A 14,056-nucleotide genomic window follows, 5' to 3' on the forward strand; every position below is an offset into this window, starting at 1 on the left:
GTGGTGGGGTGAGAGTTAGCGGAGATATGGAGGCGGTAATAACGTGGTGAAGGGCTATCCTACACCACGTTTTTATACTGCTAAGGGAGGATTATTTACCGATACAGAATGAACCAAAGATGCGGCCGAGCAAGTCATCACTGGTGAATTCACCGGTGATTTCGCTGAGTGCTTGTTGGGCTTCTTTTAGGTCTTCTGCGAGCAATTCTCCGGCGCCATAACCGTGAAGTTGCTCATTACCAGCGTCCAAGAAGCGATTGGCTTTGTTTAGCGCTTCTATGTGTCGACGACGGGCGATAAACCCACCTTCAGTCGTGCTGTCGAAGCCCATGATGGCTTTTAGGTGATCAGTCAGGTCTGACACGCCCTCCCCTGTTTTTGCCGACAGAGAGATCACAGGGACATCATTGATGATTTCTGTGCCAGTGGATTCTTTGGTGAGATCGACCTTGTTTCGAACCAAGGTGAGGTGCTTGGTATCGCCGAGCTTTTCGATGAATTCTGGCCAGATTTCGTTCGGGTCTTTACTGTCGATGGATTGGCTGTCCACCATCATCAAGATCCGGTCAGCTTTGCTGATTTCATCCCATGCGCGTTGAATTCCGATGCGCTCTACTTCGTCTGGACTATCGCGTAAGCCGGCGGTATCAATGATGTGCAGCGGCATGCCATCGAGATGAATGTGCTCGCGCAGAACATCTCGGGTAGTGCCTTCTATGCTGGTTACTATGGCGGAGTCTTTGCCTGATAAGGCGTTCAACAAGCTGGATTTGCCCGCGTTCGGACGGCCAGCGATGACCACATTCATGCCTTCACGAATCAAGGCACCTTGGTTGGCTTCTTTGAGTACTTCGCTCAGTTTTGCTTGGATGCCAGCCAGTTCATTGGCCACTTTGCCATCGCCAATAAAGTCGATTTCTTCTTCAGGAAAATCGATCGCGGCTTCCACATAAATACGCAAGTGGATGAGCGCTTCAACCAGCTCATTAACGCGTTTAGAAAACGCACCCTGTAGTGAGCGTAACGCGCATTTGGCAGCTTGTTCAGACGAACTGTCGATCAAATCCGCAATGGCTTCGGCTTGGGTTAAGTCCATTTTATCGTTTAAAAAAGCCCGCTCAGAAAACTCTCCAGGGCGTGCCAAACGTGCGCCTAAGGCCACACAATGGGTCAGCAGCATGTCCATGATGACAGGGCCACCATGGCCTTGCAGTTCAAAAACATCTTCTCCGGTAAAGGAGTTAGGGCCTGGGAAATACAAGGCAATGCCTTCATCAAGCTGCTCGTTGTTGGCGTCTTTAAAAGGCACATAATGGGCGTAGCGTGGCGTCGGCTCAAAGCCAACAATGGTTTTCGCGATCGCGCTGCTTTTCGGCCCAGATAAACGAATAATACCTACGCCGCCACGGCCAGGTGCGGTCGCTTGAGCAACGATGGTGTCTTGGTCAATGGCGTATTGAAAGTCGGTCATAATCAAACTCTGTACGGTGACTTTATAAGGTGAAAGTAATAGCAATATCACCATTGTCCGTTAGCACGGAGAGCATGGCAATCTAAACGTAAAAAAGGCCTCCCGAAGGAAGCCTTTTTTCAAAGAAGGTCGCGGCTAAAAACAGCGGCTAGGCTTCTCTTTCAATACGCTTGGTAATGATGTACTGCTGTACGATCGACAAGCTGTTGTTGGTTACCCAGTATAGAACAAGACCTGCAGGGAACCACAAGAAGAAGAAGGTAAATGCGATTGGCATTAGCTTCATCAAGCGGGCTTGCATTGGATCTGGTGGAGATGGGTTCAACATTTGCTGACCAAACATACTTAGACCCATCAAGATAGGCAGTACAAAGTATGGGTCCATCACCGACAAGTCATGAATCCATAACATGAATGGTGCGTGACGCAATTGTACGGATTCCATGAGTACCCAGTACAAAGAAAGGAACACTGGCATTTGTACCAAAATTGGCAAACAACCGCCTAGAGGATTGATCTTTTCTTTCTTGTACAGCGCCATCATAGCCGCAGACATTTTCTGACGATCGTCTCCGTGCTGTTCTTTTAGCTTGGCAATTTCAGGGCCGAATTTGCGCATTTTCGCCATAGAACGGTAGCTGGTAGCAGACAACTTGAAGAAGATGGCTTTCACACACACTACGATTAGGATGATAGAAAGACCCCAGTTAATAACCACGGATTGAATCAAGGTTAGTAACCAGAAAATTGGCTTAGCCAACCACCACAACCAACCATAATCGACGGTTAGATCAAGGTTTTCTGCCGTTGCTTCAAGGTGATCTTCCAGTTTTGGACCAACAAAGAATGTGGAACTCAAAGTACCTTGTGAGCCTGGTGCGATTTCCACCGCTGAGCCCGTGAAGCCAACTAGGTTAAAGTCACCATTGGTGCGTGCTTGTAAGGTAAATTTCTTACCTTGCTCAGGCACCCAAGCGGTCACGAAGTAGTGTTGAAGAACCGCTACCCAGCCTTTTTCTGAAGACACTTTAACTGGCTCTTCTTTCATTTTATCGAAAGAAACCTTGTCGTATTTTGTCTCTTCGTCAGAGATAGCGCCACCTAGATAAGGCTGTAGCCCCATGCTAGTTGCTTTACTCGGATCTGGTGAGTTATCGCGTTTGATTTGACCGAATAAGTTACCACGCCATGTTTGGTTTGTGGTGTTATCAACGGTAATCAATTGACGGATACGGTAGTTGCCTTTAGTGAAGCGGAAAGTTTTGGTGTATTTCACCCCTTTCGCATCTGTGTAGTACAGGTTCACATCTAAACTGTCTTTGCCTTTTTCTAAGGTGTAAGACGATTTATCAGATTTGTACACTGGACGACCATTTGGCGACGCGTCAGGACCATCAGGACCGATCAAGCCACTTTGTGTCACATACGTATGGGCCGCGTCATTTTCCAAAATAACAAAAGGATCAGGCTGGCCTAATTCTTTGGTGTATTTAAGAAGTGCAGCGCCAACAAGGTCACCACCAACAGGGTCTATCGTGACTTTAAGTGTATCGGTTGTTACCTCGATAAGCTTTCCTGGGGCAATGCTTTTTGCATTACTAGGAATCGCATTAACACTGGTGTCACTGCTGTGAACGGCATTAGGTAAATCTGTGTCTGACGAAGAGTTCGTCGCAGATTCTGTTTGAGTCGATTGAACTACGCTTTGCTGGGACTGAGGACCATAGTCTTGGGTCCACTGTAAAAACAGCAGGTACCCACTGACAAAAAGCGCACCCCATAAAAAGTAACGTCTGAAATCCATGGTATTCAACTAATTTGTTTGGTTGGACAATGGGTTCGCAGAACCCTATTTAAAAATCACGCGCTATTAAACCAGCCTTTGGCGGTTTTTTCAGCTTATTTCTGATTCGAATGATCGCGTTTTTGATTAGGTGCTGCTTTTTTCGATTTTTTCGCCAATTGATCCCACGCTTTATCGAGGCGTTTGTGCAACGTTGGGTTGTCTAATTCTTTGATGCCCTGACGAGCTAAGAAGACAATATCGAGACCTGCGAGAGGGATTTTGTGATGGCGAAATGAATCGCGTACCAAGCGTTTGATACGATTCCGGCCTACTGCACGTTTATCCGTTTTTTTAGCAACGATAAGACCCAAGCGAGTTTGGTCATCATCTCGTTTTGTTGCCAATAGAAGGAATTCACCTGCGAAGACTTTGGAGGAGGTGTTATTAAATACGGATTGATAATCCCCGGCATTCAGAAGTCTGACGTGCCGAGGAAAACAATATTCGGTCATCAGCGTGTTTATGCGCTTAATACCTTACGGCCGCGAGCACGACGACGAGCGACGATTTGACGTCCGCTTTTGGTAGCCATACGAGCACGGAAACCGTGGTTACGTTTGCGTTTTAGAACGCTAGGTTGGAAAGTTCTTTTCATCTTTATTCACTCACTGAAGCAGTGTTTCAGTTTTGAGGGTTAGCCTTAGCCAAGCCTCTACATTTGATTCAAAATCAGGGCGCGGATTTTAGAACCTTTCCTTAAGGAATTCAATCACTAGCTGCGCTTAATTGTTAAAAAATTAACCACACATTTCATTAAATAGTTATACACAGACTTTTTCCCTGTCAGTGGACAAGCATTTTTAACCATCCAGAAAGTTATTAACAGGTGCGTTTTTTTAAAATTTATGTGCATAAAAATCAAAAGGATAAGTTAAGTTATCCCTGTGAATAATAAGTCAGAAAACACGCTGTTAATATGTGCATAAGTGCGGTGTTTATACACACAAATAAAATCTTATCTACTGCTGTGTATAACCTTGCCTGTTATTAACAAATTTTTTATTTCATACAGAGAATTCGTCTTTTTCTATTTATGTGTGGATAACTAAGGTTTCGCGAGGTAAAATCCGCCTCTTATATCTGTCACTCAACCAGGGAGTACGTCTACAGTGTCTTTGGAGCATTGGAATCTTTGCCTGCAACGCTTGCAGGATGAGTTTTCCACATCGCAGTTCAACACTTGGATTCGTCCGTTACAGGCTGAAATGACGCCCAATGGCGAATTGTGCCTACGCGCGCCCAACCGTTTTGTATTGGATTGGGTGAGCAACAAGTACCAAGCGCGTATTAAGGAGTTGTTGTCAGAATTTGCAGGCAGCGACCCTTCGCCCGCTTTGCGCTTTACTGTGAAAGAGCAAAACTTTGCGCAAGCCAATCAATCTGCCCCGCCACCACCGGCGCCGCCAGTCGAACCTATCTCTAGCCCACTAAATAATGAAGTGGCCAATGAGTCAGGCTATCGCCCAGGTGTTGGCTTTGGTTTAATGGATGGTGAAGGCAGTCAGCACGCTGATTTAGAGTTTGAAGCCCCATTAACCTTATCGGGCGCAGGTTTACGCGGCCATGATTTGGAACCTTACGAGCAAGGTCAGCTACCGCTTACCGCGCCAAAACGTAAAGTAGAAGTGGAAGGTGGTATTAACCACGGCGCTAACCTAAACAATTCGTTTACCTTTGAGAACTTTATCGAGGGTAAATCGAACCAGCTTGCTCATGCCGCGGCGTTGCAAGTGGCTGAAAACCCAGGCGGTGCTTATAACCCACTCTTTATCTACGGTGGCGTTGGTTTGGGTAAAACTCACTTAATGCAAGCCGTTGGTACAGAAATGATGCGTCATAACCCGAATGCCAAGGTGGTTTACCTGCATTCTGAGCGTTTTGTCGCCGACATGGTAAAAGCCTTGCAGTTGAATGCGATTAACGATTTCAAACGTTATTATCGTTCTGTGGATGCATTACTGATTGATGACATTCAGTTTTTTGCCGGCAAAGACCGAACGCAAGAAGAGTTTTTTCATACCTTCAATGCCTTATTAGAAGGCGGTCAGCAGATGATTTTGACCTGTGATCGTTATCCAAAGGAAATTCAAGGTTTAGAAGACCGCTTGAAGTCTCGTTTTGGCTGGGGTCTGACCGTTGCCATCGAACCACCCGAGTTAGAAACCCGAGTGGCTATCTTGATGCGTAAAGCCGATGAAAGTGGCGTGAAGCTGTCTTATGATTCTGCCTTCTTTATCGCTCAAAAAATTCGATCTAATGTGCGAGAATTAGAAGGCGCGTTAAAACGCGTTATTGCTAACTCACACTTTACGGGTCGTGCGATTACCCCTGATTTTGTTCGCGAATCACTAAAAGACCTTTTGGCCTTGCAAGATAAGTTGGTGAACATTGATAATATTCAGCGCATCGTCGCGGAGTATTATAAGATTAAGATCAGTGATTTATTGTCTAAGCGTCGCAGTCGGTCTGTTGCTCGCCCTCGCCAAGTTGCCATGTCGCTTGCGAAGGAATTGACCAACCATAGCTTGCCAGAAATTGGTGATGCGTTTGGCGGCCGTGATCATACCACCGCTTTGCATGCGATTCGTAAGATCAAAGAACTACAAGATACGGATTCTGATATCCGTGAAGATTACAAACAATTGATGCGAATTCTGACCACCTGATGGTCTAAGACGTTGAGTTAACGGGGAAAATAATGAAATTTTCAGTTGTCCGCGAGACACTTCTTAAGCCACTTCAATTGGTGGCGGGCGTTGTAGAGCGCAAACAGACCATGCCAGTTTTGGCCAATGTCTTGGTGGAAGTAAAAGACCAAACATTAACCCTTACCGGTTCGGATTTAGAAGTGGAATTGGTGGGTCATGTCCCATTAGACGAGTGTGAAGAAGGCCGTATTACTGTGCCGGCTCGTAAGCTAATGGACATCTGTAAAAGCTTACCAGACAGTGCCGTTATTGAATTTACGCTAGATGAACAAAAAGCCGTGATTCGTTCTGGTCGCTCGCGCTTTAGCTTATCGACATTGCCGGCTGATGAGTTTCCAAATATTCAAGACATGCAAGGCGACCTAACGGTGGCGATTCCGCAAGTGAGCGTGCGTCGTTTGATCGATCGTACGGGCTTTGCGATGGCCAACCAAGATGTTCGTTATTACTTAAACGGCATGTTGTTTGAAGTCGCAGACGGCCAATTACGCGTGGTAGCAACCGATGGCCACCGTTTGGCGACGGCGGTAGAAGACGCTCACGTGAGTGGCGATTTAACGCAAGTGATCGTGCCGCGTAAAGGTGTATTGGAATTAAATCGCCTATTAAACGACACCGAAGAAGTGGTTGAGTTAACCGTAGGTTCTAACCATATTCGTGCCAAAGTTGGCGAATATATCTTCACTTCTAAGCTTGTTGACGGCAAGTTCCCAGATTATCACCGGGTGATTCCTCGCAATAACGAGAAAATCATCATCGCTGATCGTCTTGAGCTACGCCAAGTTTTCTTACGTGCTTCGATCCTATCGAACGAAAAATACCGTGGTGTGCGTTTGATCTTATCAAATGGCATGTTGCAAGTGTTTGCCAATAACCCAGAGCAAGAAGAAGCCGAAGAATCCGTATTGGTTCAATACCAAGGCGATAATTTGGAAGTGGGCTTCAACGTGGGTTACTTGTTGGATGTGCTGGGCGTTGTGGACACACAAGAAGTACGTTTGTCACTGAACGACTCTAACAGCAGTGCACTGATCGAAGAAGCGCAAAGCCATGCAGCACAATACGTTGTGATGCCAATGCGTCTGTAATCTTCCTGTGAAACCGCTTGGCTTGCTTAACAGGTAGGCTTAAGCGGTTTTCTCTACTTCCTCCGAATAAGGTTTTCGCTTTATGCCACTGGTGCGTTTGGACATCTCTCATGTTCGCAACCTCTCAAGTGTGCGCTTTGAACCTTCACCCCAAGTTAATGTCATTATTGGTGAAAACGGCAGTGGTAAAACCTCTGTTCTGGAAGCGATTCACCTACTTTCCTTCGGTCGTTCTTTTCGTAGCCACAAACACAAAACCTATATCCAACACGAAAACGAGCATTGTTTGGTGTTCGCTCAATTGCATCAAGAGCACGGCAACCCTGTGCCAGTTGGCCTTCAGCGTCATCGTGATGGGCAAATTGACGTGCGCATTCAAGGACAGCGAGCTCAGTCGGTTGTTGAGCTTGCAGAGCGTTTGCCGGTGCAGCTTATTAACCCAGACGCGTTTCGATTATTAGAAGGCTCGCCAAGTGTTAGAAGGCAATTTATCGACTGGGGTGTGTTTCATTTTGACAGTGAATTTATTCGCGCATGGCGAGGCTGGCAAAAAGCATTAAAACAGCGGAATACCTTGCTCAGACGTGGTAAAATATCCCCTAGTTTATTGGCGGCTTTCGATCAGGAATTAATCCGCCTCGGTGAACAGGTGAATACCTCGCGTAAAGCCTATGTTGAGCGCCTAACACCTTATTTTTTAACGGTGTTGTCATTGCTGAACGAAGACTTAAATGTCTCTTTGCAATTCTTCCAAGGGTGGGATTCGCAAAAGTCGTTACAGATGGCGGTAGAAGCCGGCCGAGAACGCGATATTGAGTTAGGTTACACGCACACAGGCCCGCAACGAGCGGATTTGCGTGTTAAAGCCGAGACCGGCGATGCCTTAGATACCTTGTCGCGCGGACAGCAAAAGTTAGTTGTGTCCGCATTGAAAATCGCCCAAGGGCAGCTGCTGATCGACATGGGCCGCCCATTGGTCTTTTTAGTGGACGATTTACCCGCAGAGTTAGATGCCAATCATAGGCAAAAACTGTGTCGTTTATTGGAGTCACTAAACAGCCAAATTTTTATTACGAGTGTTGGACCAGATACCACGGATTTTGCGTGGGCCGACACCACAGACGTTCGTCACTTTTCTATGAATAACGGCGAATTGTCCTTATCGAGCAAAGGTTTGCAGGAGAGTTAAATGAGTGAAAATAATTACGATTCGTCCAGTATCAAGGTGCTCAAAGGGCTAGATGCCGTACGTAAACGTCCTGGTATGTATATTGGTGACACAGACGATGGAACAGGCTTGCACCACATGGTATTCGAAGTGGTCGATAACTCGATCGATGAAGCCTTAGCAGGTCACTGTGATACCATCACCGTTCTAATCCACCCTGATGAATCCATTTCTGTCTCTGATAATGGTCGTGGTATCCCTGTTGATATGCACGAAGAAGAAGGCGTATCCGCTGCCGAAGTTATCATGACCGTCCTACACGCTGGCGGTAAGTTTGACGATAACTCTTACAAGGTGTCTGGTGGTCTTCACGGTGTTGGGGTGTCTGTTGTAAACGCGCTTTCTGAAGCACTGACATTGACGATCCGTAAAAACGGCAAAGTCTACGAACAGCATTATGTTCATGGCGTACCACAAGCGCCGTTGGCGATCGTTGGCGACTCTGATGGTGCCGGTACTACCGTGCATTTCAAACCGTCTCCTGAAACTTTCAACAACATCTTATTTGTCTACGACATTTTGGCTAAGCGCCTACGTGAGTTGTCTTTCTTGAACTCTGGCGTGGCGATTAAGCTGAAAGATGAGCGTTCTGGTAAAGAAGAATTCTTCAACTACGAAGGCGGCTTGCGTTCTTTTGTTGAGCATTTGAATACCAACAAAACGCCAATCAACGATATTTTTCACTTCATCTGCCAGCGTGATGACCTAGAAGACGGCATCGCAGTAGAAGTGGCGCTGCAGTGGAACGAAGGTTTTCAAGAAAACATTTACTGTTACACCAACAACATCCCACAGCGCGATGGCGGTACTCACTTAGCGGGTTTCCGTGGTGCACTAACTCGTACCTTGAACAACTTCATTGAAAAAGAAGGCTTAGCGAAGAAACAAAAAGTGGCCACTACGGGAGATGACTCTCGTGAAGGGTTGACCGCGATTGTTTCTGTGAAAGTACCGGATCCAAAATTCTCTTCTCAGACCAAAGACAAACTTGTGTCTTCAGAAGTAAAAACGGCGGTAGAACAAGAAATGAGTAAGCGTTTCTCTGAGTTCTTATTAGAGAAACCAAATGAAGCGAAAATCATCGTAAACAAAATGATCGATGCCGCTCGTGCTCGTGAAGCTGCTCGCCGTGCCCGTGACATGACGCGTCGTAAAGGCGCGTTAGACATCGCAGGCTTACCAGGTAAATTGGCCGATTGTCAGGAGAAAGATCCAGCGCTTTCTGAAATCTACCTAGTGGAGGGTGACTCTGCGGGTGGTTCTGCAAAACAAGGTCGTGACCGTCGTACTCAAGCTATCTTGCCGCTCAAAGGTAAAATCTTGAACGTTGAGAAGGCACGCTTTGACAAGATGTTATCGTCTGTTGAAGTGGGCACGCTGATTACCGCACTGGGTTGTGGTATTGGTCGTGATGAGTTCAACGCCGATAAATTACGTTACCACAGTATCGTCATCATGACCGATGCCGACGTCGATGGCTCGCACATCCGTACCTTGTTGCTGACCTTCTTCTTCCGTCAAATGCCGGAAATTATCGAACGTGGCCATATCTTTATTGCGCAACCACCTTTGTTCAAAATCAAACGTGGTAAGCAAGAGCAATACATTAAAGACGAAGCCGCGATGGAACAGTACTTAATTGAAGTGGCTCTAGACGGCGCTCACATGCACGTCAATGAAGACGCTCCAGGCATTCAAGGCGCGCCTTTGGCAACATTAGTACGTGATTACATCCGCATTGAGTCCGATATTGATCGTTTGTCTCGTGTGTATCCAAAAGATGTAATGGGCAAACTTCTGTACTGCAAAGCGTTAACCCAAGACGATCTAATGAACGAAGCGGCTGTTATCGAATGGGTTGAAGCAATTCGTAACCAAATGCCATTAGATGCACGTACCGGTTTCCGTTTTGACTTCTCAGTAGAGAAAGACGAAGAGCGCAACCTGTACTTGCCAGTGGTCAACATCATGTCTCATGGTGTGTCGAACCGTTACCGTTTTGAAGCGACTTTCTTCAACTCACCTGAATACAAACGTATTGTTGCTATGTCTGAAACGGTTGCTGAATTGTTTGGTGAAGAATCTTTCATCCAGCGCGGCGAACGTCGTCAGCCAGTAGAAACCATCAGCGATATGAAAGCTTGGTTGATGAAAGAAGCGTCTCGTGGCTTAACGACACAGCGTTATAAAGGACTGGGTGAGATGAACCCTGAGCAACTTTGGGAAACCACAATGGACCCTGATGCACGTCGCATGTTGCGCGTAACCATCGATGACGCCGTTGCTGCTGACCAAATGTTCACAACCTTAATGGGCGACGAAGTAGAACCACGTCGTAACTTCATTCAAGACAACGCCTTGAATGTAGCGAACTTGGACATCTGATTCTTCGTACCAGCATCCTTCAAAAAACGGTTAGAGTGAACGCTCTAGCCGTTTTTTTATGCCTAGATAAACCTTTCACTGATAATAGAGGTGGGCTTTCTTGTTGCGGGATAGTTGTAGAATCGTTATTACACGGCTTTGATGCAGTCTTCGATCGGTGTCGTTGGTCGTCCGATCAGTGTCGATGTTTTACTAAAGCACTGATAGAGAGCCGCTTCTTAATAAATCAATTAAAAATCGATAGTGAGTACTTACCTTATATTGCTTCATATCGAGCGCTGATTAGGCCGATAATTGGCGTTTTTTATGCTCTCTGGCGTGTTTTGCCTGCAATCTTGGGCAATTCGAACAAAGCGCACCATCACAACGGCGAAAGTGCAAACAGCAGGTTTGACGGACAAATCTGACTTTTTTATCTGGACTGTATTGCAGCCCTTTGAGTGGCGTTAGTGGCAGCGCAAGGGCGTTGGCCCAGTGTTTAAAGTCCGTGTTAATTGCCGCTTCGTCAAACGCTGGAAATAATTGCCCTGCGACAACAAGAGAGGCTAACAACTGATCTGCCAGCAAGGTTTGGTACAGAATGGGGTTGCCGCCAAATAAGGCCATATGAGCATGCTGAAGCGTCTTAAAGAGCCTAGCTAGTGACTGGCAAATGGTGTTAATAAGCTCCTCTTTATGGCCTTCTTGCCATTCTCCGTCAGGCAATTGGTAACCCGCTACCATGGTCGCTTGCTGATTTTGTACTAATGTTTGTAGATTCAGAGGGACGCTTTTTAATTGGTAAACGCAGATCAGCGCAAGATAAATAGGCTGCCAACAGACTAATCCCCAACAGCGTACACGCCAATAAGGCGCACCCGCTTCCGGGTGCGCCTCTTGCAAAGCATGATGCAATGTATGCAGGGCTTGGTCTGGTTCATCGGCGGACAAAGAGCCGATGCCTCTGTCCGCAGGTGTGTTTAGCATTCGCCCCTCTAGAATGGGAATAAAAGAAGCCGCAGTTTTAAAAAGACGAGGCAAAGGGGTTTCCATATTAGCTTCTACCCTCCTTCGCGGCTAAACGTCCCTGTTGGCTGGCCGGATTAAAATTCATAACGACCTGTGATTTCGAAAGAGCGTGAGTCGCCATACCAGCAGTTATCTTCGTCGTAACAGCTGTAGTAGGTTTTATCAAAGGCGTTGTTCATGGAGAAACGAACGCTTGCCCCCTTCCATTTTGAGCCGAGCATGGCCAAATCATACCCTACAGACAAATCAACAAGAGTATAAGAAGGTACAGTATCGGTATTGGTTGAGTTCAGTTCCATTTCACCAACATAGCGAACCCCAGCCCCGAACGTCGCGCCTGTTAGTTGCCCATCTTGTGGTGCGTAAGAAAGCCAAGTAGACAGCTGCTGATCAGGCACCCAAATCGGCGTGTTGCCTTCAATGCCGCTGTTGTCTTTTGTTACTTCTACATCTTGTAATGTATAAGCTGCGCGCCAGTTAATGGCAGGCGTGAGCTGCTGTTGGATCTCAAGCTCTAGGCCTCGAGAGCGAATCTCACCTACTTGGATTTTGTCGTAAGCAGTACCATTCGGATCGCGGGTTAGCACGTTTTCTTTGAGGATCTGAAAACCTGCCAAACTTGCTTTGGTACGGCCTGATTCATACTTAACCCCAGCTTCCCATTGGTTCGCAGTGGAGGTGTCATAAGCATTGCCATCTTTGTCTGTGCCTGAAATGGGTTCAAAGCTCTGTGCGTAACTAATAAAGGGCGATAGACCATTGTCCATTTTATAGAGCACACCAAGGCGACCTGTAAATTGATCTTGGTCTACTGAGCTATCGACATCGGAACCGTACTGAATACCCTTAGTGGTCGAGTGGTATTTGTCGTAACGGCCTCCGGCGATCAGAATCCATTGGTTAAGGCGTATTTGGTCTTGAATGTATAAACCGGTTTGCTCTTTCTTAATAGTGAAATCACTGCTGTAGCCAGATGCTGCGAAATCTAGATTATTGTAAGAGATTTGATAATAATCTGGATCGTATAAATTAAGGCTAGGCGCCGCCGCATCTTCATATTGAATGTCGGATTTTAGTTTCAGATAATCCACCCCAATCAGTAAGTTATGCTCTGTTTCACCTAGGTCAAAGACACCAGAAAACTGGTTATCAATAGTGATGCCTTTACTGGACTCGTCGGTTAGGTAGGCACGTCTTGATACTGTTGTTTCGTCAGCGCTTAAACCTGCTGTATAAGTATTTTCTTGATAAGCGGTGGCGTCCATGAAGCGGGCATTTTGCAAGAAGCTCCAAGTATCATTAATGGTGTGGTCTATTTTATAGCCAAGTAAAAACTCTTCTCGGCGATAGGTATTCCAGTCGGCGTCTCCAGAAAATGCATCTGAATCCAATGAGCCATTAATGTTGCTGTATACCGTTCCTTTAGAGGGTAATGAGGTATAGGCACCCATACTTGGGTCTTTTTGGTAATACATATTGATGTTTAATAGCGTGTCGTCACTGATTTGCCAGTCAATCGATGGCGCAATCATGATGCGCTCTTCTTCCGTCGTTGTTGCTTGGCCGTCTTTCTTGCGGAACAGACCAATCACTCGATAATTTATATCGTCGGTTAGAGCGCCTGTGCTGTCGATTTGTGTTTCGCGCTTATTGTCGTTACCAAGGGTGACTTCAACACTGCTTTTACTTTCTTTTTGTGGTGATTTACTGATCATGTTCACCATGCCACCTGGTGGCATAGAGCCATATAGCGTCGAGGTGGGTCCTTTAAAGACTTCAACTTGTTCAACCGCAGCCATGTCGATTTGCGGTTGTAAGTTCCAGTCGTTAAACAGTAATTGCAAACCATCGTAGTAGGTTTGATAGTTTTGGAAGCCTCGAATATTAAACAAATCTATGCGTGTCACTGCGCCGCCACGAAGTTCGGTATTCACCCCTGATGTGTATCTAACCGCTTCAGCAACGGTTTCAGTTCCTCTTTGCTGTAAGGTTTCTTGATCAACAACCGAAATGCCCTGAGGTGTTTCTTCGGGGTCTAATTGGGTTTTGGTCGCGGTGTTGCGGTAGGTTTGTCCTTTAACCACTAACGGGCTTAGTTGATCAGTGGATAGAGTGATCTCTTCTTCAGTATTGGCTGCATTCCCTGCCGAGGTATTAGTATTTGAGGACTCAGCCGCAAATGAATGTGATGAAGCACTGGCAATCGCGAGTGCGAGTAAAGTGGGTTGAATCGGCAAAGAGGATTTCATTTTGACTCCGAGAGTGTGTTTTATTTTATAATGAGAATGAATCTCATTATATTTCTCGGGAGTGGATAAAACT

10 protein-coding genes are annotated in these 14,056 nt (G+C 46.2%); 4 read left to right on the plus strand and 6 right to left on the minus strand.

Annotated features, from left to right (window positions below):
• Nucleotides 1-91: 91 nt before the first annotated feature.
• The 4 genes from mnmE to rpmH form a co-directional block, all read right to left on the minus strand.
• Entirely contained in the window at nucleotides 92-1,471 is a 1,380-nt protein-coding gene (gene mnmE / locus ACIGBN_RS10580) for a tRNA uridine-5-carboxymethylaminomethyl(34) synthesis GTPase MnmE (protein WP_133002255.1), read from the minus strand.
• A 148-nt stretch (nucleotides 1,472-1,619) separates the two neighbouring features.
• Nucleotides 1,620-3,275: a membrane protein insertase YidC gene (gene yidC / locus ACIGBN_RS10585; protein WP_133002256.1), complete on the minus strand. Its 1,656-nt coding sequence runs from the start codon at nucleotides 3,273-3,275 to the stop codon at nucleotides 1,620-1,622.
• A gap of 95 nt (nucleotides 3,276-3,370) precedes the next feature.
• Nucleotides 3,371-3,769, minus strand: a complete 399-nt coding sequence (rnpA, locus tag ACIGBN_RS10590; protein WP_133002257.1) for a ribonuclease P protein component — start codon at nucleotides 3,767-3,769, stop codon at nucleotides 3,371-3,373.
• Between the two features lie 8 nt (nucleotides 3,770-3,777).
• Nucleotides 3,778-3,912, minus strand: a complete 135-nt coding sequence (gene rpmH, locus ACIGBN_RS10595; RefSeq protein WP_084035504.1) for a 50S ribosomal protein L34 — start codon at nucleotides 3,910-3,912, stop codon at nucleotides 3,778-3,780.
• A 514-nt stretch (nucleotides 3,913-4,426) separates the two neighbouring features.
• Here rpmH and dnaA point away from each other — a divergent pair.
• The 4 genes from dnaA (at nucleotide 4,427) to gyrB (ending at nucleotide 10,726) form a co-directional block, all read left to right on the plus strand.
• Complete coding sequence (gene dnaA / locus ACIGBN_RS10600; protein ID WP_133002258.1) at nucleotides 4,427-5,983, plus strand: chromosomal replication initiator protein DnaA; 1,557 nt, start codon at nucleotides 4,427-4,429, stop codon at nucleotides 5,981-5,983.
• A gap of 32 nt (nucleotides 5,984-6,015) precedes the next feature.
• A complete protein-coding gene (gene dnaN, locus ACIGBN_RS10605) occupies nucleotides 6,016-7,113 on the plus strand; it encodes a DNA polymerase III subunit beta (protein WP_133002259.1) in 1,098 nt (365 codons plus the stop codon).
• 82 nt (nucleotides 7,114-7,195) lie between these two features.
• Nucleotides 7,196-8,302, plus strand: a complete 1,107-nt coding sequence (recF, locus tag ACIGBN_RS10610) for a DNA replication/repair protein RecF (protein WP_133002260.1) — start codon at nucleotides 7,196-7,198, stop codon at nucleotides 8,300-8,302.
• On the plus strand, nucleotides 8,303-10,726 hold the full coding sequence (gene gyrB, locus ACIGBN_RS10615) for a DNA topoisomerase (ATP-hydrolyzing) subunit B (RefSeq protein WP_133002261.1): 2,424 nt from the start codon (nucleotides 8,303-8,305) through the stop codon (nucleotides 10,724-10,726).
• Between the two features lie 282 nt (nucleotides 10,727-11,008).
• Here the strand turns inward: gyrB and ACIGBN_RS10620 are convergent, their stop codons facing one another.
• Nucleotides 11,009-11,758 carry a siderophore ferric iron reductase gene (locus ACIGBN_RS10620; RefSeq protein WP_396665316.1) on the minus strand — a complete coding sequence of 250 codons (750 nt, stop codon included), beginning with the start codon at nucleotides 11,756-11,758 and terminating at the stop codon, nucleotides 11,009-11,011.
• 50 nt (nucleotides 11,759-11,808) lie between these two features.
• Entirely contained in the window at nucleotides 11,809-13,983 is a 2,175-nt protein-coding gene (locus ACIGBN_RS10625) for a TonB-dependent siderophore receptor (protein ID WP_396665317.1), read from the minus strand.
• Between the last annotated feature and the right edge of the window lie 73 nt (nucleotides 13,984-14,056).

Source organism: Marinomonas sp. NPDC078689, from assembly GCF_044542435.1.
Lineage (GTDB): Bacteria > Pseudomonadota > Gammaproteobacteria > Pseudomonadales > Marinomonadaceae > Marinomonas > Marinomonas arenicola.

Bases quoted from the DNA above. Each gene is read 5' to 3' on its own strand.
- mnmE (WP_133002255.1), bottom strand. From the start codon at position 1,471: ATGACCGACTTTCAATACGCCATTGACCAAGACACCATCGTTGCTCAA.
- yidC (WP_133002256.1), bottom strand. From the start codon at position 3,275: ATGGATTTCAGACGTTACTTTTTATGGGGTGCGCTTTTTGTCAGTGGG.
- rnpA (WP_133002257.1), bottom strand. From the start codon at position 3,769: ATGACCGAATATTGTTTTCCTCGGCACGTCAGACTTCTGAATGCCGGG.
- rpmH (WP_084035504.1), bottom strand. From the start codon at position 3,912: ATGAAAAGAACTTTCCAACCTAGCGTTCTAAAACGCAAACGTAACCAC.
- dnaN (WP_133002259.1), top strand. From the start codon at position 6,016: ATGAAATTTTCAGTTGTCCGCGAGACACTTCTTAAGCCACTTCAATTG.
- recF (WP_133002260.1), top strand. From the start codon at position 7,196: ATGCCACTGGTGCGTTTGGACATCTCTCATGTTCGCAACCTCTCAAGT.
- gyrB (WP_133002261.1), top strand. From the start codon at position 8,303: ATGAGTGAAAATAATTACGATTCGTCCAGTATCAAGGTGCTCAAAGGG.
- ACIGBN_RS10620 (WP_396665316.1), bottom strand. From the start codon at position 11,758: ATGGAAACCCCTTTGCCTCGTCTTTTTAAAACTGCGGCTTCTTTTATT.
- ACIGBN_RS10625 (WP_396665317.1), bottom strand. From the start codon at position 13,983: ATGAAATCCTCTTTGCCGATTCAACCCACTTTACTCGCACTCGCGATT.